At 71.2% G+C, this 22,486-nt stretch carries 16 protein-coding genes; 1 reads left to right on the plus strand and 15 read right to left on the minus strand.

The genetic code is table 11. From position 1 onward, the window contains the following. The first annotated feature begins 2 nt into the window (after window positions 1-2). Complete coding sequence (locus tag ACFVS8_RS03635) at window positions 3-518, plus strand: DUF3515 domain-containing protein (RefSeq protein WP_387057639.1); 516 nt, start codon at window positions 3-5, stop codon at window positions 516-518. Window positions 519-625: 107 nt separating this feature from the next. Here the strand turns inward: ACFVS8_RS03635 and ACFVS8_RS03640 are convergent, their stop codons facing one another. The 15 genes from ACFVS8_RS03640 to ACFVS8_RS03710 form a co-directional block, all read right to left on the minus strand. Then, entirely contained in the window at window positions 626-1,711 is a 1,086-nt protein-coding gene (locus ACFVS8_RS03640) for a D-alanine--D-alanine ligase family protein (protein WP_387057641.1), read from the minus strand. Then, complete coding sequence (locus ACFVS8_RS03645; protein ID WP_387057643.1) at window positions 1,611-2,747, minus strand: NAD(P)H-dependent glycerol-3-phosphate dehydrogenase; 1,137 nt, start codon at window positions 2,745-2,747, stop codon at window positions 1,611-1,613. The genes ACFVS8_RS03640 and ACFVS8_RS03645 overlap by 101 nt, the downstream gene beginning before the upstream one ends. After that, on the minus strand, window positions 2,740-3,483 hold the full coding sequence (locus ACFVS8_RS03650) for a lysophospholipid acyltransferase family protein (protein ID WP_387057645.1): 744 nt from the start codon (window positions 3,481-3,483) through the stop codon (window positions 2,740-2,742). The genes ACFVS8_RS03645 and ACFVS8_RS03650 overlap by 8 nt, the downstream gene beginning before the upstream one ends. A 40-nt stretch (window positions 3,484-3,523) precedes the next feature. Beyond that, window positions 3,524-4,894, minus strand: coding sequence for a UDP-N-acetylglucosamine 1-carboxyvinyltransferase (gene murA / locus ACFVS8_RS03655; protein WP_387057647.1), 1,371 nt, complete (start codon window positions 4,892-4,894; stop codon window positions 3,524-3,526). Then, on the minus strand, window positions 4,891-5,511 hold the full coding sequence (leuD, locus tag ACFVS8_RS03660) for a 3-isopropylmalate dehydratase small subunit (protein ID WP_387057649.1): 621 nt from the start codon (window positions 5,509-5,511) through the stop codon (window positions 4,891-4,893). Before leuD ends, murA begins: the two co-directional genes overlap by 4 nt. Further along, window positions 5,511-6,956 carry a 3-isopropylmalate dehydratase large subunit gene (gene leuC / locus ACFVS8_RS03665; protein WP_387057651.1) on the minus strand — a complete coding sequence of 482 codons (1,446 nt, stop codon included), beginning with the start codon at window positions 6,954-6,956 and terminating at the stop codon, window positions 5,511-5,513. The genes leuD and leuC overlap by 1 nt, the downstream gene beginning before the upstream one ends. Window positions 6,957-7,078: 122 nt before the next feature. Next, the gene (locus ACFVS8_RS03670; RefSeq protein ID WP_387057653.1) at window positions 7,079-7,663 is read right to left on the minus strand and encodes an FHA domain-containing protein; all 585 of its coding nucleotides are present in this window, start codon (window positions 7,661-7,663) and stop codon (window positions 7,079-7,081) included. Window positions 7,664-7,672: 9 nt separating this feature from the next. Beyond that, complete coding sequence (locus ACFVS8_RS03675) at window positions 7,673-9,964, minus strand: transglutaminaseTgpA domain-containing protein (RefSeq protein ID WP_387057655.1); 2,292 nt, start codon at window positions 9,962-9,964, stop codon at window positions 7,673-7,675. Further along, window positions 9,961-11,259 carry a DUF58 domain-containing protein gene (locus ACFVS8_RS03680; protein WP_387057657.1) on the minus strand — a complete coding sequence of 433 codons (1,299 nt, stop codon included), beginning with the start codon at window positions 11,257-11,259 and terminating at the stop codon, window positions 9,961-9,963. The genes ACFVS8_RS03675 and ACFVS8_RS03680 overlap by 4 nt, the downstream gene beginning before the upstream one ends. Next, entirely contained in the window at window positions 11,256-12,224 is a 969-nt protein-coding gene (locus tag ACFVS8_RS03685) for an AAA family ATPase (RefSeq protein ID WP_387057659.1), read from the minus strand. The genes ACFVS8_RS03680 and ACFVS8_RS03685 overlap by 4 nt, the downstream gene beginning before the upstream one ends. Before the next feature lie 38 nt (window positions 12,225-12,262). Next, window positions 12,263-17,626 (minus strand): Ig-like domain-containing protein, encoded by a 5,364-nt coding sequence (locus ACFVS8_RS03690; protein ID WP_387057661.1) that lies wholly within the window; start codon window positions 17,624-17,626, stop codon window positions 12,263-12,265. Window positions 17,627-17,805: 179 nt separating this feature from the next. After that, a complete protein-coding gene (locus ACFVS8_RS03695) occupies window positions 17,806-18,528 on the minus strand; it encodes a hypothetical protein (protein ID WP_387057663.1) in 723 nt (240 codons plus the stop codon). Beyond that, window positions 18,516-20,267, minus strand: coding sequence for a protein kinase (locus ACFVS8_RS03700; RefSeq protein ID WP_387057665.1), 1,752 nt, complete (start codon window positions 20,265-20,267; stop codon window positions 18,516-18,518). The genes ACFVS8_RS03695 and ACFVS8_RS03700 overlap by 13 nt, the downstream gene beginning before the upstream one ends. Beyond that, the gene (locus ACFVS8_RS03705; RefSeq protein WP_387057667.1) at window positions 20,267-21,616 is read right to left on the minus strand and encodes an FHA domain-containing protein; all 1,350 of its coding nucleotides are present in this window, start codon (window positions 21,614-21,616) and stop codon (window positions 20,267-20,269) included. Before ACFVS8_RS03705 ends, ACFVS8_RS03700 begins: the two co-directional genes overlap by 1 nt. Next, entirely contained in the window at window positions 21,597-22,481 is an 885-nt protein-coding gene (locus tag ACFVS8_RS03710; RefSeq protein WP_387057669.1) for a PP2C family protein-serine/threonine phosphatase, read from the minus strand. The genes ACFVS8_RS03705 and ACFVS8_RS03710 overlap by 20 nt, the downstream gene beginning before the upstream one ends. Between the last annotated feature and the right edge of the window lie 5 nt (window positions 22,482-22,486).

Here is a 22,486-nt window from a genome sequence, read left to right on the forward strand (position 1 = left end):
GGATGTCTCAGCACGCCGTGAACCCGTCGAACCGCCGTCGATTCCGGCTCGCCGGGGTCGCCGCATCGCTCGTCGCCGCAGCGGCAGCGACCGCGCTCACGGGCTGCACGCCCATCGTGACCATGCAGGTCGCGCCCGAGGCGACCGACACCGCCTGCGCCGAGCTCGTCGTGCGCCTGCCCGACGAGGTGGCCGAGCAGCCGCAGCGCGAGACCGACGCCCAGGGCACCTCGGCCTGGGGCGAACCGGCTTCGGTGCTGCTGCGCTGCGGGGTTCACGTGCCCAGTCCGACGACCGACCGCTGCGTGAGCGTCGACGGCGTCGACTGGGTCATCGACGAGTCCGACGCCCCCCGCTACCTGTTCACGACGTATGGGCGCACGCCCGCGGTCGAGGTGTACATCGACAGCGACGTCGTCTCCGGCACGACCGTCATCACCGATCTGGCGCAGGCCGTCTCGGTGATCCCGTCCGACGGTGCGTGCACCTCGGTCGACGACAGCGCGCCCGCGGGCTGATCCCGCCCCAGCGGCGCGAGCGACTCCCGGAGGGCGAGCGGCGCGGAACGCGAGAGGCGCCGGGATGCCAGTGCATCCCGGCGCCTCCGGCCGATCAGTGCCGCGCCTCAGCGCGCGCCGCGCGTGTGGCCGACGTCGATGAGCTCGCCGATCAGCTCGGGGTAGCTCAGCCCCGTGTTCAACCAGCACGTGGGGAACATCGAGATGGGCGTGAACCCCGGCATGGTGTTGATCTCGTTGACGACGAAGCCCTCGTCGCCGAGGAACACATCGACCCGGGCCAGGCCCTCCGCGCCGAGCGCCTCGAACGCGCGGCGCGCGATGCGCTCGAGCTCGAACGTCTCGCCGTCGCCGAGCTCGGCCGGGCACACCAGGTCGACGCCGGGGGCGTCGAGGTACTTCGCCTCGAAGTCGTAGAAGTCGCGGCCCGTGACGACGACCTCGCCGGCGACGCTCACGCGCACGCCATCGCGGCCCTCGAGCACGGCGATCTCGATCTCGCGTCCGGGCACCGCCTGCTCGACGAGCACCGTGCGGTCCTCGGCGAACGCGACCTCGAGCGCGGCGTCGAGCTCCGACCAGTCCGAGACCCTCGTCACGCCGACCGACGAGCCGGCCCGAGCCGGCTTGACGAACACCGGCAGTCCGAGCGCGTGCACGCGGCGGTTCCACAGCTCGGCATCCGCGGCGAGGCCCGCGCGGGTGAGCGTCACCCACGGGGCGACCGGGATGCCGGCCGCCTCGAGCGCGGTCTTCGTGAAGTGCTTGTCCATGCCGAGCGCGGAGGCCAGCACGCCGTTGCCGACGTACGGCAGGCCGACGAGCTCGAGCAGGCCCTGCACCGTGCCGTCTTCTCCGAACCGGCCATGCAGGATCGGGAACACGACGTCGACCTCGCCGAGCGAACGCTCGCCCGATGCATCCGTCACGGTCAGCTCGCGCGACGCGGCGCTCTCGGGCCAGCGCACGCGGGACCCGTTGTCGACGACCTCGGGCAGGTGGCCGGGGTCGAGGGCGAAGCGCGCCGGGTCGTCGCTCTCGAGCACGAAGGCGCCGTCGCGGGTGATCCCGACGGGGATCACCTCGAAGCGGTCACGGTCGATCGCCCCCAGCACTCCCCCCGCCGTTGCGCAGCTGATCGAATGCTCGCTTGAAAGCCCTCCGAAGAGCAGAACCACCCTGAGCTTGTCCATCCATCGTCCTTTCGCCCTGCGGCTCGTCGTCGGTCGTGAGGTGAGGGGCGAGGTCGCGCGGCGCGAGCGTGCCCGCGAGCACCTGGCGCACCTGCTCGACGATCGGCATGTCCACGCCCTTGGCGCGCGCCAGTTCGAGCACGGGGCCGACCGATGCGAGGCCCTCGGTCGTCTGGTTCATCTGGTTCACCACGTCGGCCAGGTGGTACCCCTGTCCGAGCAGGCGTCCGGCCGTGTTGTTGCGCGAGAGCGGCGACTGGCTGGTGGCGATGAGGTCGCCGAGGCCCGCAAGGCCCGAGAGGGTCTCGTTGTGCGCCCCGTACGCGACGGCGAAATCGGTCATCTCGACGAGACCGCGCGTGATGATCGAGGCCTTCGTGTTCTCGCCGTAGCCGACCCCGTCGACGATGCCGATCGCGACGGCGAGGAGGTTCTTCAGCACGCCGCCGAACTCGGTGCCGATCACGTCGGTGTTCACGAACGAGCGGAAGTACCGGTTGCGGGCGACGGATGCCACGGCCTGCGCCGTCTCGAGGCTCGACGACGACACGACGGCCGCCGTGGGCTGCTCCTTCGCGATCTCGAGCGCGAGGTTCGGGCCCGAGATCACGGCGATGCGCGCCGGATCGATCGGGAGCACGTCGGCGATGACCTCGCTCATGCGGAGGCCGGTCGACTTCTCGACGCCCTTCATGAGCGACACGATCGTGGCGTTCGCGGGGAGGAACGGCTCGGCCGCGATGAGGTTCTCGCGCAGCGACTGGCTCGGTACCGACACGAACACGTGCTCCGCGCCCTGGAGCGCCTCCGAGAGGCGGCTCGTCGCCCGCAGCCCCAGCGGGAGGTTGACGCCGGGGAGGTAGTCGCTGTTGCGCTTGGCCTCCTGGATCTCCTTCGCGAGCTCGGGTCGGCGCGCCCAGATCACGACGTCGGCGCCGCCGTCGGCGAGGATCTTCGCGAACGTCGTGCCCCAGCTTCCGGCGCCGAGCACGGCGACACGGGTGCCGTGCACCTGCTTGCCTGCGGGCCTAGCCATCGAGGCGTCCCGTCTCCTTCTGCCCGTGCTTGGCCGGGTCCCACCGCTCGGCCGGAGGCGTCTCGCCGCGGAGCTCGCCGAGCAGGGCGGCGATCGCATCCATGAGCTCGTTCGTCGCCTCGAGCAGCAGCGACTGCGTGATCGGCTTGCCGCGGTAGGCCGAGAGGTCGAGGGGCTCGCCGATGATCACGTCGACGGTCTTGCGCGGGAACGGCTTCAGCTTCTTGCCGTACCGGCCCATGAGCTCCTGGGTGCCCCAGTGCGCTGCGGGGACGATCGGGATGTCGCGTTCAAGCGCGATGCGGACGGCGCCCGTCTTGCCGCGCATCGGCCACAGGTCGGGATCGCGCGTGAGCGATCCCTCGGGATAGACCACGACCATGCGGCCCTTCTCGACCAGCTCCTCGGCGGCACGCAGCGCGGCGTGGCTCTTGCTGCCCGCGCGCTCGACGGGGATCTGCCCCGACGTGCGCAGGAACCAGCCGAGCACGGGGTTCTTGAACAGCGACGCCTTGGCCATGAACCTCGGCGCACGCCCGAGGTGCCACGACGCCGCGCCCATGACCACGGGGTCGATCTCGCTGTAGTGGTTCGGCGCGAGCACGAAGGCGCCCGTCTGCGGCATCCGCTCACGGTGATGGAAGCGGAACTTCACCATGAGGCTCAGCACAGGGAGGATGAGGCCCGCGAGCACCCAGAAGAACGAGGGGCTGCGGGTCTCCGAACGCGCCTTCACAGGATGAACGGGAGACGGGTCGTCGTGTTGCACTCACCCATTATGCGTCGAGTTCGAAGTCCGCCCCGAGGAGCTCGAGCTTCGTGATGAAGTTCTCGTATCCGCGGGCGATGATGCCCACGTTCGAGACCGTCGAGCGTCCGTCGGCCGAGAGCGCGGCGATGAGGTGGCTGAAGCCGCCGCGCAGGTCGGGCACCTCGATGTCGGCCCCGCTGAGCGTCGACGGGCCCGAGATGACCGCGGAGTGCTTGAAGTTGCGCTGACCGAAGCGGCAGGTGCCGGATCCGAGGCACTCCTTGTGCACCTCGATCGACGCCCCCATCTCGACGAGCGCGTCGACGAAGCCGAACCGCTGCTCGTAGACCGTCTCGTGCACGATCGAGACGCCCTTGGCCTTGCTGAGCGCGACGACCAGCGGCTGCTGCCAGTCGGTCATGAAGCCGGGGTGCACGTCGGTCTCGATGATGACGGGCTTGAGGTCGCCGCCGGGGTGGAAGAAGCGGATGCCGTCCTCCTCGATCGAGAAGGCGCCGCCGACCTTGCGGAAGACGTTGAGGAACGTGAGCATCTCGGCCTGACGCGCACCGCCGACGAAGATGTCGCCCTCGGTCGCGAGCGCGGCCGCAGCCCAGCTCGCGGCCTCGTTGCGGTCGAACAGCGCGCGGTGGGTGTAGCCGTCGAGCTTCTCGGCGCCCTCGATGCGGATGACCCGGTCGGTGTCGACCGTGATGATGGCGCCCATCTTCTGCAGGATGTTGATGAGATCCATGATCTCGGGCTCGATGGCCGCGCCCGAGAGCTCGGTGATGCCGTCGGCGAGCACCGCGGTCAGCAGCACCTGCTCGGTCGCACCCACGCTCGGGTAGGGCAGGGCGACCTTCGCGCCGTGCAGGCCCTCAGGGGCCGACATCCGGATGCCGCTCGGCAGCTTCTCGACAATGGCGCCGAAGTTGCGCAGCACCTCGAGGTGGTAGTCGATCGGACGGTCGCCGATGCGGCAGCCGCCGAGGTCGGGGATGAACGCCTCGCCGAGGCGGTGCAGGAGCGGACCGCAGAACAGGATCGGGATCCGGCTCGAGCCCGCGTGGGCGTCGATGTCGGCCATGTGCGCCGTCTCGACCGCCGTGGGATCGAGGATGAGCTCGCCCTCGTCGACCCCGTCGGTCACGCGCACGCCGTGCACCTCGAGGAGGCCCCGCACGATGCGGACGTCGCTGATGTTCGGCACGTCCTTCAGCACGCTGGGCGTGTCGCCGAGGATCGCCGCGACCATCGCCTTGGTGACGAGGTTCTTCGCACCCTTCAGCTCGATGCGCCCGACCAGCGGCTTGCCGCCGTTGATGGTGATGCGGTCGACGTTGAGTCCGACCGCCGATGCGTGGTTCTTGGCATCCTGCCCGAGTGTGTTCACAGAGCTCCTGATTCCGCCGGCTCCCGGATGGGGAGCGTCTTCGGCCGCCAGGCCTCTCGATGCGTCTCGAACTCGGCGATCGCCGCCTCGTCACGCAGGGTCAGCCCGATGTCGTCGAGCCCTTCGAGAAGCCTCCACCGAGTGTAGTCGTCGATGTCGAACGGCACGGTCAGCGTTCCGACGCTGACCGTACGCTCAACCAGATCGACCGTCACCGCTATTCCCGGAGCGGCCTCGACGACCTCCCACAGGCGCTCGACGTCCTCGTAGGCGACCTGCGCGGCGAGCAGGCCCTGCTTGCCCGAGTTGCCACGGAAGATGTCGCCGAAACGCGAGCTGATGACGACGTCGAACCCGAAGTCGCGCAGCGCCCAGACGGCGTGCTCGCGGCTCGAGCCGGTGCCGAAGTCGGGGCCGGCGATGAGCACGCGGGCACCGCGGTAGGCCTCCTGGTTGAGCACGAACTCGGGATCCTGACGCCAGGCGTGGAACAGCGCGTCGTCGAAGCCGGTCTTGGTGACGCGCTTCAGGAACACCGCTGGGATGATCTGGTCGGTGTCGACGTTCGAACGGCGCAGCGGTGCTGCGACGCCGGTGACGGTCGTGAACTTCTCCATCAGCGCGCCTCTCCTTCGGTCTGCAGATCCCAGGGGCTCGAGAGCGTGCCGCGGATCGCGGTCGCCGCAGCGACGAGCGGCGAGACGAGGTGCGTCCGACCGCCCTTGCCCTGCCGTCCCTCGAAGTTGCGGTTGGAGGTCGACGCGCAGCGCTCGCCCGGTGCCAGCTGGTCGGGGTTCATGCCGAGGCACATCGAACAGCCGGCGAAGCGCCACTCCGCTCCGAAGGCCTCGAACACCTTGTCGAGGCCCTCGGCCTCTGCCTCGAGCCGCACCCGCGCCGAGCCGGGCACGACCATGACGCGGACGCCGTCCGCCTTCTGCTTGCCCTCGATGATCGACGCGAACGCGCGCAGGTCTTCGATGCGGCTGTTCGTGCAGGAGCCCATGAAGACCGCGTCGACGCGGATGTCCTTGAGCGGCGTGCCGGCCTCGAGGTCCATGTACTCCAGCGCCCGCTCGGCCGCGGCGCGCTCGTGCTGGTCTTCGATGGCGGCGGGATCGGGCACGGTCTCGGAGAGCGACGCACCCTGACCGGGATTGGTGCCCCAGGTCACGAACGGCTCGAGCGCATCGGCGTCGATGAAGACCTCGGCGTCGAACTCGGCGCCCTCGTCGGTGGCGAGGGTCTTCCAGTACTCGACGGCGGCGGTCCAGTCCTCACCCTGCGGCGCGTGAGCACGGCCCTCGAGGTAGTCGAAGGTCGTCTGGTCGGGCGCGACCATGCCCGCGCGGGCTCCGGCCTCGATCGACATGTTGCAGATCGTCATGCGGCCGTCCATCGACAGCGCGCGGATCGCGCTGCCCCGGTACTCGAGCACGTAGCCCTGCCCGCCGCCGGTACCGATCTTGGCGATCACCGCGAGGATGATGTCCTTGGCCGTGACGCCCGGCCGCAGCGTGCCCTCGACGTTGATCGCCATGGTCTTGAACGCCTTCAGCGGCAGGGTCTGCGTGGCCATGACGTGCTCGACCTCGCTCGTGCCGATGCCGAACGCCATCGCCCCGAACGCGCCGTGGGTCGACGTGTGCGAGTCGCCGCAGACGACCGTGATGCCGGGCTGCGTGAGGCCGAGCTGCGGGCCGACGACGTGCACGATGCCCTGCTCCTTGTCGCCCAGCGAGTGCAGGCGGATGCCGAACTCGGCGGCGTTGCGGCGCAGCGTCTCGATCTGCGTGCGGCTCGTCAGGTCGGCGATGGGCTTGTCGATCGCGAGCGTCGGGGTGTTGTGGTCTTCGGTCGCGATCGTGAGGTCGGGGCGGCGCACGGGGCGACCCGCCATGCGCAGTCCGTCGAAGGCCTGCGGGCTCGTGACCTCGTGCACGAGGTGGAGGTCGATGTAGATGAGATCGGGCGTGCCGTCTTCACCCTTCTTGACCAGGTGGGCATCCCAGACCTTCTCGGCCAGGGTGCGCGGGCGTGCACTTGCGTTGCTGTTGTTCATGCGTTCGTCTTCCTCGGGGACAGGGAACGGCCGACGACGGACTCCGCGACGGGAGCGGCCTAGATCGAGGCCCCGCCGCGGCACCGAAGGAGAAGACGTCGTGGGGCGCGCATCTTCACAGGCTACACCGTGGTGGAGGTCGTGCGGCGCAGCGTCAGCGCCAGGTCGCCCAGCCGCAGCGTGGATCCGGGCTCGACATCTGCAGGCGCACCGGGGTCGAGCACGGTGAGCTCGCCGCCGCCGGCCTGCACCGCGACGCCGTTCGTCGAGTGCAGGTCGGTGATCACGACGCGGCCCTCGCGCACCTCGACGAGCGCGTGCGTCTTCGAGACCGTTCGGGTCGGGTCGACCAGGGCGATCGGCCGCGCATCCGGCCGGGCGACGTCGGCGACGGGATTGCGACCCACGATGACGCGACCGGCGAGCTCGACGGTCTCGCCCGCGGCCGAGACGAGTTCGAACACCACGCCCGCAAGCTGCGCCTCGACGGGTGCGGGGCGCAAGGCGGCGGGCACGGCGACGGATGCCGCGGGCGGACCACTCGGCACCGGCGTGAACGTCGGGAGCGCACGACCGGGCAAGGCCCGCACCGTGCTGTCGGTGCGCTCGTCGGGCCGCGCCGGGTGCACCGTGCGTTCAGGCTCGGCGGGCTGCGGCGCGTCGGGGATCAACCCCGGCGGCGGAACGATGAACTCCGGAACGGCCACGCAGGCAGTCTACCGACGTCGGTGCAGGCGGTACCGGGCGATCAACCGGCGCGAGCGCCCGACCGCTGCGGTCACCGCCGCCGCCGCGGCATCAGCTTCGCTCCACCGCTTCACGACCGTGTCGGATGCGACCTGCTGACCGTCGAACACGTCGCGGTCGACGCTCGCGGCGAGTGCGGTCAGGCGCAGCGCACCCGGGTCACCGGCCGCGACGACGCCCTGCTCGGCCGCCTGGCGCTCGAGCGCGCGAGCGGTCTGGAGCCGCGACGAGCGCTCCGGCGGCTCGAACCCGAGCTCCGCGTACCGGTCGATCAGTTCGTCCCACGCGGCGGCGGCTGCGATCTCATTGGCGCGCCCCCGACGCTTGCGGCGGCGGCGCTCCTTCGCCATGGCCACGGCGAGCATCGGCAGGAACACGATCGCGAGCGGGATGCCCACCGACGCGGTGGCGACCCACACCCAGCCGGGGAGCCGGAACGGCCGGTCCTTGTCCTCGTCGTCGGTGTCGTCGATCTCGACCGTCGAGAGCAGGTCGTCCTCGACGGCCTCGGCGCGCGGGGGCTGGCGCACCTGCGGCTGCGGCTCGGACTGGGGCTTGGGCGTCTGCTCCTGCGGCGCATCGGTCTCGTCGGGCGTGGGATCGAACGAGACCCACCCGACGCCCTCGAACGGCACCTCGACCCAGGCCGTGACGTCGTCGCCGAGCACCTCGACGGAGTCCTGCCCCTCGGCGATCTCGGGTGCGAAGCCCATCACGACCCGCGCAGGGTAGCCGAGCTGTCGCGCCATGAGCGCCATGGCCGCCGCGTACTGCTCCTCGTCTCCCACCATCGACGAGCGGGTGAACAGCTCGATGAGGCGGTCGGCGCCGTGTCCGGCGCGTGACGCGACGGCGTCGGACGCGAGTCCGTGGCTCAGGAACCCGTTGGTCTTCAGTCCGCGCTCGATGTTGCGGAGCTGCTCGATCGGGGTCGTCGCATCCCCTGCGTACTCCTCGCCCTTCGCGGTGACCACGTCGGGCACGTTCTCGACCGGGGGCAGTTCGACCGACGCGACCGGCACGTCGGCGAGGTCTTCGTCGCTCGGCGTGTTCTGCAGGTTCGCGTCGAGGCGGAAGCGCGTCCCCTCGTCGAGCCCGCTCGTCAGCACTGCCGTACCGGCGGCCGCGTTGTAGCGGAGGTTTCCGGCGTGGGCGGCGCTGTCGGCGTCCTGGAGTCGCAGCTCACTGCCGTAGCCGACGGTCGGGAGCCACACGTCGTCGTAGGCCAGCGTCTCGACCTCGATCGACCGGCGGCTGCCGAGGTCGGCGAGCGGGGGCTGCGGCAGAGTCTCGCCGGTGATCGCGTAGCCGCCGTCGTCGTCGGAGTCTCCCGGACCGGCGACATTCCAGAGGCGCCCGGTGTAGGAGTTCATCGACGCGAGCCGGAGCGTGTCGCCCGGTTCGAGCCCGCTCACGGTGAACAGCGGCTCCTCGGCGAGGTCCTTCGTGTAGTTGCGGAACCCGGCCAGCGGGCTCGAGAACTCGAGCGGGTCGAACGGCGGCACGACCTGGTCGCGCAGCACGAACCGCTCGGGTGCGACCGGGGCGAGGGCGAGGCCGGCGACGGCGCCGACCACGACCGCGCCGGCGACGACGACGACCGACCCCCGCAGCTTCTGGGCCCGGAGCCGACGCGCGCCGGCCTCGTCGGTCTCGACGTCGGAGCCGCGACGCCAGGCGAGCCAGACGAGCGCGATCACGGCGAACGCGACCCCTCGCACGCCGGCGTAGAACGCCTCGTCGGTTCCGAGCAGGATGCCCGAGATGAACAGCAGCACCGGGCCGATCAGGATCACGGCGCTGCGCATCACCGTGCGACGTCGGGGCAGCCACCGCAGCACGAGCATCGACCCGACGAGCGCGACCGCCCAGGCCGCGACATAGGGCACGACGGCGACGTAGTAGGGCGCCTCGACCGGCGTGCCGATGGTGAGGATGTCGGCCCAGCCGTAGACGGCGCCGATCGCGAGTCCTGCGAGCGAGGTCAGGCTGGGCAGCACGCCGAAGATGGCGGATTCGGGCATGGTGAACGGCGTGCCGAGCACGAAGTACAACGCCAGGCCGAGCACGACCGTAGTGAGGACGCCCAGCCGGAAGACGGAGCCGGCGACGGCCGCGAGCGTGCCGACGACCAGGCCGGCGGCGGCCGCGAGCAGGAAGTCGAGGTCGCCGAAGCTCGTCTCGTAGCCGAGGATCGCGACGACCGAGAGCACCGCGAGCACGACGAGGTCGGTCACGGCGGAACGCGGGATGCGGTTCACGGGCGGACCCTCCCCACGAGTCGGGCGAGGTCCTCGAGCGAGCCGACGGTGACCACCGTGGTGCCTGCGACCTTCGCGATGCGGGAGACGGCGCCGAGCTCGACGCGGAATCCGATGGTCTGGGTGTCGGGGCCGAACACGGTCTCCGCCGCGCGGAACTCCGCGAGCGGCACGGCCGAGCCGGCGACGATGATCGCGACGCTCGGGGCCGAGAGCCGCTTGGTGCGCTCGCGCACGAACGTGCGCACCGAGTCGAAGGCTCCGGATGCCGCCGCGATGCGGCTCGTGTCGTCGAGCAGTGCCGTCGGGGTGGCCGTGCGAAGCGTGAGCTCCTCGGTGAGCACGTCGACCCTGGTCGCGTCGCGGATGACCTGCACGCCGAGCGAGCCCAGCACCGAGACGCCGAGCTCGAACTCGTCGTCGGAGGCGTAGTGCGCGCGTTCGGTGCACTGCATCAGGGCGAGCTGCGAGCGCCGGGTCTCCTCGTACTGGCGCACCATGAGCTGCCCGGTGCGCGCGGACGTGCGCCAGTGCACGTTCCGCAGGGCGTCGCCCGGCTGGTATGCGCGGAGCGCGTGGAAGGAGATGTCGTTGTCGGTGATGGTCTTCGTGACCTCGCCCTCGAGGTCGCGCACGAGTCCGGCGGCCGACGGCTTGAGCCGCGCCGTCACGGGGTGCACGAACAGCTCGACGGGTTCGCTCCACCGCACGATGCGCCGCAGGATGCCGAGCTGGTCTCCGCGCACCGACACGGCCGGGCCCGCGACGATGACCGCGCGGCGGTTGGTCGGAACCGCGAACAGTTCTTCGTGCTCGGCCTCGGGCTGCAGACCGGGGACGACGAACTCAGCCAGTCCGGCGCCGACGGGGAGCTCGACGCGCGAGGGCACCGACGGCTTGGCTCCGATGTTGGTCACGGCGAGCCGGCCGAAGGCCCGCTCCCCCGCGACGACGCGGGTCGGCTGCAGGTCGACGTCGACGCGGTAGCGCATGCGCCCGAGGGTGTAGGGCACGCTCACGAGCACGGCCGCGAGCAGCGTCGCACCGAGGAACGCGAGTTCGATCCATCCGAGCGCCCACGCCGCCGCGAACGAGACGAACGAGGCGAGCAGCACGAGCCAGCCGGTCACCGAGATCACCCCGGTGACGGGCTCGGCCCAGTCGGCCGCCCGACGGGCCGCATCGGCGGCGAGCTTCGACGCGGAGCGGGCGGATGCCGCGAGCGAACGACCGACCGCCCGCGCGGCGTATCGCGCCTGCGACGGGGGTCGGGGCGCGCGCGGCTCGGTGCTCATGCTGCGCGGTACGCGGGCGGAGCGACGTCGACGACGACCGAGGAGACGATGTCCTCGGCCGTGGCGCCGGCGAACTCTGCCTCGGGGTCGACGATGATGCGGTGTGCGAGCACGGGCACGGCGAGCTCGCGCACGTCGTCGGGCGTGACGTAGGTGCGGCCGTGCGCGATCGCCCAGGTCTTCGTGGCGCGGGCGAGTGCCAGCGCCCCGCGCATGCTCACGCCGAGGGCCGAGTCCTTGTGGGTGCGCGTGCCGGTGACGAGCTCGTTGAGGTACGACAGCACCGAGGCGTCGACGTAGACCTCCGACGCGAGCTGCGCCATGGTCGTGACCGAGCTCGACGCGATGATCGGCGAGACCTTCGCCGCGCGGGCGCGGTTCGCCGAGTCGAGCAGCAGGGTCACCGCGGTCTCGTGGTCGGGGTAGCCGAGCGAGGTCTTGATGAGGAATCGGTCGAGCTGGGCTTCGGGCAGCGAGTACGTGCCGGCCTGCTCGACGGGGTTCTGCGTCGCGATGACCATGAACGGGCTGCCGACCTCGTAGCCGACGCCGTCGACGGTGACCCGCCCCTCCTCCATGACCTCGAGCAGCGCCGACTGGGTCTTCGGGCTCGCTCGGTTGATCTCGTCGGCGAGCACGATCGACGCGAAGATCGGGCCGCGGTGGAACTCGAACTGCCCCTTGCCCTGGTCGAAGATCGTGACACCCGTGACGTCGGAGGGCAGCAGGTCGGGCGTGAACTGGACTCGCGAGTGGGTACCGTCGAGCGTGTTCGCGAGCGCCTTCGCGAGCACGGTCTTGCCGGTGCCCGGGAAGTCCTCGAGCAGCACGTGCCCGTCGGAGAGCAGCGCCGTCACGACGAGCTCGATGACCTGGCGCTTGCCGAGGATCGCCTGGTCGACGTTGTCGACGAGCTTCGAGAAGGCGTCCTGGAACCACTGCGCCTGCTCCTGCGTTACTGCCATGTTCGTGGGGTCCTTTTCCTCTGCCTGATGCCAGGCGATTACCAGTTGTTGCTCTGCACGCCGTCGACGGTCACGTACGCGTTCGCCGATCCGCAGAAGCTCGACGGGATGTTGCCGTTCCACCTGCCGACGAAGCTGCCGTTGCCGTTGCCGTCGACGCTGATGTTGTAGCGACCGTTCAGCGCCCCGCCGTTGCAGTACGGAACCATCGTCACCGTCGAGCCGGGCTGGAAGTGCGAGATGCTCACGTTGTAGAACCAGCAGTTGCCGCCGCAGTACCCGTAGGTGCCGTTGTAGTAGCCGACGCGCGTGCCCTTGCTGAGCGACACCGTGCGCGGGGGCGGCGGCCGCGTGTCGACGCTGAACGATCGCGACGCAGCATTGCCGGCCTTGCCGCTGCCGGTGTTCACCGCGCGGACCTGAACCGTGTGACCGCCCGCACCGACACCGCCGACGGAGTACGAGGTGCGGTTGCCGATGTTCTCCCACCCGCCGTCGACGGCAATCTGGTAGGTGATCGCGCCGCCGCCGGTGTTGTTGGGCGCCGACCACGAGAAGTCGACCGTCGTCGGGGCGTAGTCGCGCACCGACGCACTCACCGACGGAACCGGCCCGGGTGTGCCGTACGGCGTGACGCTGTTGCTCGCGGACGACCAGGCGCCCCAGCCCTTCGCGTTGTGCGCGCGCACCTGGAACGAGTAGGTGACGCCGTTGGTCAGCCCGATGGTCTGGGCGCTGCCGGCCGCACCCGCCGGGAACGACTTCGTGGTGCCGTTGTAGAGCACTTCGTAGCCGTCGATCGGCGAGTTGTTCGTCGCCGGCTCGCTCCAGCGGACGGTGCCCTCGGCGTCGGAGGCGGTCGCCGTCGGCGTGTTCGGCGCGTCGGGCGCCGCGCGCACGACGACGGTCACCCGACCGGTCGTGCGACGCAGCGGATCCTTCGTGCCGTCCTCGATGGTGTAGATGACGCTGAGCGTGCCGGTGAACGCCGCGCCCGTGCGCACGGTGAGGTCGGTCGCGGTGAACGAGACCGAGGCGTTCGATCCGACGGAGGCCTGATCGATCTCGGCCCCGACCACGCGGAGCGGCACGCCGTCCTGCGCGAACGGGTTGAAGTCGTTGGCGAGCACGTCGAACGTCTGGGTGTCGCTGCGGTTCATCTCGTAGTCGCCGTCGTCGGCGGTCTTCGGCATCGCCCGGGTCGACGAGACCACCTTGACGTCGACGTATCCGGGAATGGTGAACTCGTTGAAGTTCACGTCGAAGGTGAGCCTGGTCTCGGTTCCAGGCTGCACGCCGAGCGGTGCCGAGTACTGCAGCGTCGAGCCGTCGACGATCTCCGCCTGGATGTCGTCGGTCGTGCCCGCGAGGTTCGTGTAGGTGATGCGATCGATGTTGTCGGGGTTCGGCTGGTCGCTCGACTGGCGCAGGTCGACGGATGAGGGCTTCTCACCCGCCTCGATCGTCTCGGCGCGCGGCGTGAACGTCGGCGGCGTGTCGTTGAACTCGGGATCGCCGACCGTGATCGGCAGCGTGAGGATCGCCGTACGGCCGATCGGATCGTCGGCATCCTTGCCGTCGGTCACCTCGAAGGTGACCGACGCCGGACCGCGGTAGTCGGTCGTCGGCACGAATTGGAGGTGCGTCCCGTCGACCATCACCTCGGACTCCGTGGCGCTGCCGTTCGCCGAGAGGATGAGGGCCGGATTGCCCGACGGAACCTCGACCAGCTCGTCGACGCTCCACTCGATGCGCCCGTTCATGGGCACCACGATGGGTTCGAGGTCCTTGAGGTACGGCGCCGGGAACTTCGCCTTCTCCTCGGCCTGCAGCTCCTCGGGCGTCTTCGGCTTCGCCGTCTCCTCGGGCTTCTGGGTCTCGCGCACGTCGGCCTCGTCGTCGGGCGTGTCGGCGCCCGGAACGGGCGGCACGATCACGAAGGCCATCGCCGAGAGGTCGTCGAGCTCGTTCGTGAGGCGGTACGCGACCGCGTAGCGCCGGTCGCCGGGGGTGACCGTGATGCGGCCGTCGGGGTCGACCTGGGCATTGCCGGCGTTCGGTCCTTCGACCGTCACGACGAGGTCTTCGACGAGTCCGCCCGGGTTGGTCGCGTCGGCGAGCGGCGTCACGGTCACGTCGTCGCCATCGAGCACCTCCGCGGGTTCGATGACCTGGTCTTCGGCGGTCGGCGGCAGGATCACGGCGTCTTCGGTGACCGCGATCTGGAGGAACGCGGCATCCGCACCGCCGTGGCCGTTCGAGATCTCGTAACGGATCGTGTACGCGCCCTCCTGCTCGGGCGCCTCCACCACGACCCGTCGAAGATCGCGGATCTCCGCCGTGATGCCCTCGTCGATGTCGGGCAGGCTCGCGACGTGCAGGCTGTACCCGCTCGGGTCGGAGTCGTTCAGCAGCACCTCGACCGAGGCCGTGCGTCCGGGCTTCATCTCGATGGCGTCGTCGACCGCGGTCGGCGGCAGCTGCACGACCGGCCGAGGGATGACCCCGATCCGGATGGTGCCGGTCGCCGTCGCGCCATAGGTATCGCGCACCTCGTACGTGAACTGGTCGGTGCCCGCAGAGCCCGGCAGCGCGGTGTACGTCAGGCTCGTGCTCGTGAGGTCGCCGACCTGGCCGAGCGACGGCGCCGAGGTGAGACTCGTGAGCATCACCGAGTCGCCGTCGGGGTCGAGGCCGTCGAGCGGGATGTCGATCTTCACGGCGGATCCGGCGAACGTGCGCGAGGTGATCGGGGTCGGCAGCGGCGGACGGTTCTTCTCGCTGTCGCGGGCGACGACGGTGAAGGCGAGCGCGGCCTTGGCCGTCTGGTCGTAGTCGTCGCCGATCGCGTAGACGAGGCTGTAGAGTCCGGGCTTCTCGGGAGCCTGGTAGCGGACCGTGTCGCCGTCGACGAACGCCAGCCCCTCGAAGCCGTTGCCGGGCGCGAGGTCGGGCAGCACGTGGAAGGCCGCGGCATCCGGGTGGAAGTCGTTGTCGGTGACCGGCACGGTCACGATGTCGCCCGCGCGGACGATCGCGGCGTCGTCGACGGCGACCGGCGGCTGGTTCTTCACGAGCGGAGGCACCGGCACGACGGTCACGGTCGAACTCGCGGTGTTGATGCCGTCGGAGACGGTGTAGCTGAACTGCAGCTGGCGATCGAGGGCGGCCGATGCCGTCACCCGCGCCACGGTGTTCGTGAGGAGTTCGACCGAGACGAGTCCGTCGGTCGCGGTGTCGTCGATCGACTGCACGGCGAGCACCCGACCCGACGGAGACACGTCGTTGGCGAGCACCGGGATCGACAACGGCTCCCCCGGTCGCAGGTAGGCGGTGTCCTTGACCGCGATCGGCGCCAGTGCCTCGGCGGGCTGCTCGACGACCTGCACCCGGATGAGCCCGACGCTCACGGTCGCGCCCGCCCCCAGGTTGTAGACGAAGACGTAGTCGCCGGCCACGGCGCTCTCGAACGTGATCGAACCCCGCTCGACGTTCGGGGTCACCACGGCGTCTTCGGGCGTCTCCTCGACGCCGAGCAGCGAGAGCGGCGAGCCCGACGGGGAGACGTCGTTCACGAGCGGCTCGATGAGGGTCTTCTCACCGACGAAGACGCGTGCGAAGTCGGGCGTGCCGATCGGGTTCAGCGAACCGGAGGGCTTCACGTCGACCGTGAGCGTGCCCGTCGCGGCGGTCTGCCCGTCGGAGACCGTGAACTGCACCTCCTTCTGGCCGAGCTCGGCGGACTTGTGCTGGAAGGTGAGGTTGCCGTCGGGGCTGAAGCGCACCGAGTCGCCGCCGATCGGCGAGGCGTTCACCAGGTAGACGTCGTCGCCGTCGGGGTCGCGCCAGTCGGTCAGCACGTTGTACGAGACCTGCTGGCCCTGCTCGACGCTGATCGCCCCGGACCGCGACGACACCGGGGCCGTGTTCTCGCTGTCGGGCACGACGCGCACGTTGACGGATGCCTCGGCGACGCCGCCTCGGCCGTCGTCGACGCCGTACCTGAACGAGACCGTGCCCGCGGCGCCTTCGGCGGGCGAGAACTGCAGGGCGCGGCCGCCGTCGATCTGCTCGATGCGGCCCATCGACTCGGGGATCGCCGTGACCGACGAGACCGTGAGCACGTCGCCGTCGGGGTCGGTGTCGTTCTCGAGCACCTCGAGGATCGTCGTGCGCCCGGGGCGCGCACCGAAGTCGTCTTCTCGGGCGACCGGCGGGCGGTTCTGGTCGGTGCGCTCGGCGATGGTGTCTTCGAAGGTCTGCTGGGCGCTCTTCTCGTCGCCCTCGAGCTCCTCGCTCTCCTCTGGCGGCGTCACCTCTTCCCAGTTGTCGACGAGCCGCAGCTCGGTGTCGACGAGCCAGGCGTTGCCGTTGGTGAGGTTGTTCAGCGCGATCACGTCGCGGTTGACGCGGAACTCGAGTCGGGCTCCGGCGGTCGGCTGGTCGATGTCGAGCAGGCGCGGCTCCTCGTCGCCGCACGCCGCGAGGTAGCGCCCGGCCTCGGCCCACGCGCCGTGCACGCAGCCGTCGAGCCACACGGGCGCCGCGACATCCGCCGCTCCTGCTGAACCCGCAGCGGCCTCGGCGTCGAGCTCGCGCACGTCGCCGTCGTCGAGGCCGATCTCGAGGAGCCCGGTGGCCGTGGCGACGTAGGCCGCGTCATGCTCGGCGCTCGACTGCTGGAGCCGCAGACCCTCGTCGGGGAGCTCGGTCTCGCGGCCATCGACGACGACCACGCCGCGCTCCCGATCGAAGACGACGGGCCGCTCACCGACGGCCGCGACCTCGTTCTCGCCGAGGTCGGCGATCTTCGTCGTCTGGGGATCGCCTGCCGAACCCCGCTCGAACTCCTGCAGGGAGCCCTTCTCGACCGAGGTCGCGAAGATCGTGCCCCGGTCGGAGACCGCGACCTCTGCGCCCTCGCCGAGCTTGGCGATCGGGTCGGTGCCGCGCCAGTCGAACTGGAGCTCGGCTCCGGCCTGCACGTTCCAGAGCTCGCCCTTCGGCGAGAGCACCGCGAGCACGTCGCCGCCGTAGGCGATCGTCGAGGCGGGGGGAACGTCGATGCGCTGCGAGAGCGTCGTGAACGACGGGTCGATGCGCTCGATCGAACCGGCCGTGGGGTCGTAGACGAAGGCGTCGTCGCCGTTCTGGAAGACGTCGGCCTCGTTCGAGGCCGTCGAGACCGCGGCGTCGAGTTCTTCGATCTGCCGGTTGAGCCGCCCGGCGAGCAGCTCTTCGGCGTTGGTCACCCACACCTCGCGCGCGCGCAGGTCGGGATCGGTCACCGGGAAGCCCTGGTGCAGCACCGCCAGCGTGACCGGCGCCCCGACGAGCACGGCGATGGCGGTGCTCGTCGCGAGGGTCTTGCGCGTGCGCAACCACGAGGTGAAGCCGGCCAATCTCTACTCCTCGTTGCGTCCGTCGGTCAGGGCGGCGGCGGTCGCGCACGTGGCGGACCGCGCCAACGCTAACACGAGCGGCGAGCGCCCCCGAATGGGGAGGACTTCCCATGGTGCTTCGTTGCCGAAGCGATACGGAGATCGTCCTCCGCGATTCCGAGGACGTCGCGCGGCCCGGCTCAGTCGCCGGCGCCCGCGGCCTCCGCAGCCGCGCGGTCGAGCAGCGGGAGGTCGTCGGCGCTCACGAGCCGGGTCGCGACGGCGTACTCGACGAGCCGCATGCGGCGGTTGGTCGCGAGCTTTCCGCGGCCTCCCCTGAGCCCGTCGACGCCGAGCCGGTCGAGCTTCTCGCACACGTTGTCGAGCTTGCGGTTGAAGGTCGTCATGCTCCATCCGAGCCGTGCGGATGCCTCGGCCGACGTCGGCACGGTCGCGCGCCCGGCCGAGGGCTGCACGAGCACGCGCTCCGCGAGCGCGACCACGAGCAGGCGCTGGCTCGAGGTCAGCGTGACCGGCAGGATCGTCGTGCCTCCGCCGTCGGCCGTCGCCGTGAGCGAGGTGTTGTAGAAGTCGTCCTCGGCGTGGATCGAGAACTCGTAGGTCGTCGCGCCGGCGCTGAAGAGCACCTGCACCTGCTGGAACACCAGCGGCAGCTTCGCACCCGGTGCGACCCACGCCTGCACGCTGCCCGTGGCATCCGACACCGTGGCCGCGAGCAGCTGGCCGACGTTCGAGAGCCACCACAGGCCGTACTCGTCGGACAGCGTGAGGAACGTGCGGTGCAGGTACGGGTTCTCGTCGATCGTGAGGTCGGACTCGCGCCCGATCGAGAACGGGCGTCCGGGTTCGACCGTGTACCACTCGCCGCAGTACTCGACCCGGAGCGGCCTCACGGCGTGCACGCTGTCACCGGCTCGGAGGTGCGGCTGCCGCGCTGGGTCTGCACGTCGATGCAGATCTTCTGCCCGGCGGTGACGCCGTCGACGACGATGGGCGACGCCTCGGCGACCTGCACCGCCCCGCTGCCGTCGGAGCGGCGCCACCGCCAGCGGTCGCCGTCTTCGGGCTCGTCGAGCGCGACCTCGAACGTGACGGACGAGCCGTCGGCCGACGGCACGCCCGGCTGCACGTCGGGCACCGGCACGGTCGCGTCGGCGACGGCGTCCTGCCCGACGGTCTCCACGGGAGCCTGCGCCTCGGGCTTCGGCAGCGCTCCCGAGAGCGCGACCGCCGCCGTGATGGCGATCGCGACGACCGCGCCCGCGGCGATGCCGACGACGAGGCCGGTGCGCGAGCGCTTCGCGGGTGCGGCCTCGTCGATCGACGCGGCGGGCTCCTGCCCGGAACCGGCGGTCGCCGTGCGGCCGGCCTCGCGCACTGCGCCGCTCGGCCGCACGATCGTGCCGTCGTCGATCGACGCCGAGGCCGACCCGCCCGTCGCACCGCGGGGTGCGGGCTGCGGGGCGCGGCCGCCCGGCCGCATCATGGTCGCGTCGGGCAACGGCGGCTGCGCCGCGACGCGCTGCGGAGCACGCGCGACCGTCGCATCGGCCGAGTCGCCGACCGGCGCCGCGGGCGCGACCGGCGGCGCGCCGACCGTGCGCGGGGGCGCGGGCGCGACGGGCGTCGCCTGCGCGTCGATGGTGCGCACGGCGCGGGCCCTGGTGGCATCCGCCTCGTCGACGACCTCGGCGCGCTCCTCGACGACCGCGAGGTTCGGCACCTCGATCGTCGTGGCCGCGTAGCCGAGCTCGAGCTCCACGCGCTGCAGCGCACGCGCGAACTCGACCGCGCTCTGGTACCGGTCGTCGCGCGAGGTCGCCATGCCCTTCGCGAGCACGCTGAGCAGGCTGCGCGGCACGTCGGTGCGGTCCATGGGCGTGATCGCCCCGCGCTCGATGCGACCGATGAGGTCGAGCGTGCCGTTCGAGCGCCCGGGGATCTCGAACGGCGAGCGCCCCGCGAGCAACGTGTACACCGTCGCCGCGAGCGAGAACACGTCGCTGCGGGGGTCGGGGCTCGGGTCGTCCTCGAACATCTCGGCGGGCGACCACGGCACGCTCATGCCCACCGCGGCCGTGCCGCCCGACCCGGCCGTTCCCGTCGACTGGTCGCCGGGGCGGACGGTGACGGTGTGCGTCGGCAGTTCGCCGTCGAGGTTCGACGAGATGCCGAAGTCGGTCAGTGCGGGCCAGCCGTAGTCGTTGGTGAGCACGTTCGCCGGCTTGATGTCGCGGTGCAGGATGCCGGCGGCGTGCGCCGTGGCCACCGCACCCGAGATGCGCACGCCCGTGCGCAGGGCGTCTGCGACCGCGAACGGCGAGCGCTTGTACTGCTCGGCGAGGCTCGGGCCCGAGCAGTACTCCATGACGAAGTACGGCCGGCCGTCGGCCGAGACATCCGCGTGGAAGATCGTGACGATATAGGGGTGCGCCGAGAGCTGCGCCATCAGGTTCGCCTCGGCGACGAACTGCGCCCTGGTGTCGCGGCCGAGCTCCTCGGTGAGGAGCACCTTGACGGCCACCTTGCGCCGCGGCAGGCGCTGCTCGTAGAGGAACACGTCGGCGAAGCCGCCGGAGCCCAGCAGGCCCTGCGGCGCGTAGCCCGGCAGCTCGGGCGGGGTCGAGGTCGCGCGGCGCATCAGGCGGCCACGACCTGGATCGTCCAGCCGCCGCCGAGGTCGACGACCGTGCCGACGAGCACGGGCGTGGGCTCCCCCGCCCTGAGCCGCACGGGCGCCTTGCCCGGCTGCGCCACGTGGGTGCCGTTGCGCGAATGCAGGTCGGTGATCACGATCGTGTCCCCCTCGACGGTGACGCGCACATGGTTGCGCGAGATGTCCTGGTCGCCCGCGCCGATCGCCACGACGCGGGGCAGCCGTCCGCCGGAGACCTGGCTGACGCTCGGCGCGCGCCCGAGCAGCACCTCGTGCGTCACGGGTTCGATGGAGCCGTCGGGCATGCGCAGGCCGAGTCTGGGCGAGGCGGAGGCTCCGGATGCCGGTGGCGTGCCGGCGTCGCCAGACTCCCCCTGCTCGCCCCGCCGAGCGTCGCGTTCGGCGCGGAGGCGCGCGAGGTCGACGCCGACGACGGTCATGCCGTCGTGGTCGCCGCCGAACGCCTGGGCCGAGGTGTCGGCCGGCGGCACGATCGTCTGCTCGCCGCCCGAGAACGGGCTCGAGCCCCTGGTCTCCATGGCCGCGGCGGAGAAGCCGCCGACCGGCGAGACGATCGTCGAGTCGTCGAGGGCGTCGAATCCGGGAGCCGCGGCGGGCGGCGCCGCCTGCGGCGCGGATGGCGGCGGACCCGAGATCGTCGCGCCCGGGTCGCCGAGCACGGGAGGAACCCATGCGGCGGGCGCCGCGGCGGGAGCGGGAGGCTGGGCGGAAGCGAGAGGCTGGGCGGGAGCGGGAGGCTGGGCGGGAGCGGGAGGCTGGCCGGGAGCGAGAGGTTCCGACGCCTCCGGTGCGGAAGCGACCGACGTCGGAGCGGTCGGGGCCGCAAGCTCGGGCACCGTTGGCGCGACCTGCGTGGGCGCGACCGGCGCGGGCGCGACGGCCTCGATCGAGGCCGAGTCGACGGCGCTCGCGAACACGACGCCCTCGACGATCGGCAGCACGACCGCAGCGGGGTCGCCCGCGGCATCCGCCGCCCGCAGTTCGACCGCGGAGCCGTCGACGACGCGTTCGACCCAGGTCGAGACGCCCTCGCCGGTGACGAGGTCGCCGTCGACGCTGACCGAGAAGCCGCCGCGCACGACCGTGCGCACCTGCGACCCCTCGTCGGAGCGCACCACGAGGCCGAATGGCGGCGTCTCGCGGAAGCCGTCGACCGTGAGCCGGTCGAGCACGGCGCGCACCGGATCGGCCTCGACGAGGCTCGGCCAGAGATCGGTCACCGCGTCGGCCGATGCGGCCGGGAGCATGAGCACGACCCCGCCGCGAACCGCCGCGATGACCGCGCCGCCGGGATCAGCCGTGTACGTCGCCACCGGCGCCTCCGTTCACCCGAGGTGTCGTGTCCTCGCTCGCGACCGTGGCGGTCGGGCGGTCCTTCGTGGTCTCGTCGTCGGGAACACCCAGCTCGGACTCGACGACGACGGCCGTCACGTTGTCGCGGCCCCCGTTCGCGAGTGCGAGGTCGACGAGCTCGCCCGCGAGGCCGGCCGCGTGACCCGTGTCGCCGACGAGCACGTGCGCGATCGCGTCGTCGTCGACCTCCTTGCTGAGGCCGTCGGAGCAGATGAGGAACACCTGGCGTCCCGTCGCCGGGATGAGCCAGACGTCGGGATCGACGACGTCGTCGGCGCCGATCGCCCGGGTGATGACGTTGCGGTCGGGATGCCGCTCGGCGTCTTCGGGGCGGATGAGGCCCGCGTCGACGAGCTCCTGCACGGCGGAGTGGTCGACGCTCAACTGGCTGAGCGTGCGCCCGTTCCAGGAGTAGATGCGCGAGTCGCCGACGTTGAACGCCATCCAGTGGAAGCCGGCGCCGTCGCCGGCGTCGACGAGCGCGACGCCCGCGAGCGTCGTGCCGGCTACCGCAGTGCCCTCGTCGCCCTCGTCGCTCAGGGCCCGCACGGCGTCGTTCGACGAGTGGATCGCGTCGAGCACCTGCTCGGGCGACGACGGCGCACCGGGAGCCAGATGCCGGCGGAACGTCTCGACGACCGCGCGGCTCGCCGCGTCGCCCCTCGCGTGCCCGCCCATGCCGTCGGCCACGAGGAAGACGGGCGCCTCGGCGAGGAACGCGTCCTCGTTCATGCTGCGCACGCGCCCGACATCCGTTCGCGCACTGTGCGCGATCACCGCCGCGCCGCGCTCGAGCTCGACGACGTCTTCGCCATCAGGGGACACGGTGC

It is taken from the genome of Agromyces sp. NPDC058110, from assembly GCF_042884735.1.
GTDB lineage: Bacteria > Actinomycetota > Actinomycetes > Actinomycetales > Microbacteriaceae > Agromyces.

Bases quoted from the DNA above. Each gene is read 5' to 3' on its own strand.
- leuD (WP_387057649.1), bottom strand. From the start codon at position 5,511: ATGGAGAAGTTCACGACCGTCACCGGCGTCGCAGCACCGCTGCGCCGT.
- ACFVS8_RS03640 (WP_387057641.1), bottom strand. From the start codon at position 1,711: ATGGACAAGCTCAGGGTGGTTCTGCTCTTCGGAGGGCTTTCAAGCGAG.
- ACFVS8_RS03680 (WP_387057657.1), bottom strand. From the start codon at position 11,259: ATGAGCACCGAGCCGCGCGCGCCCCGACCCCCGTCGCAGGCGCGATAC.
- ACFVS8_RS03685 (WP_387057659.1), bottom strand. From the start codon at position 12,224: ATGGCAGTAACGCAGGAGCAGGCGCAGTGGTTCCAGGACGCCTTCTCG.
- leuC (WP_387057651.1), bottom strand. From the start codon at position 6,956: ATGAACAACAGCAACGCAAGTGCACGCCCGCGCACCCTGGCCGAGAAG.
- ACFVS8_RS03635 (WP_387057639.1), top strand. From the start codon at position 3: ATGTCTCAGCACGCCGTGAACCCGTCGAACCGCCGTCGATTCCGGCTC.
- ACFVS8_RS03700 (WP_387057665.1), bottom strand. From the start codon at position 20,267: ATGCGCCGCGCGACCTCGACCCCGCCCGAGCTGCCGGGCTACGCGCCG.
- ACFVS8_RS03645 (WP_387057643.1), bottom strand. From the start codon at position 2,747: ATGGCTAGGCCCGCAGGCAAGCAGGTGCACGGCACCCGTGTCGCCGTG.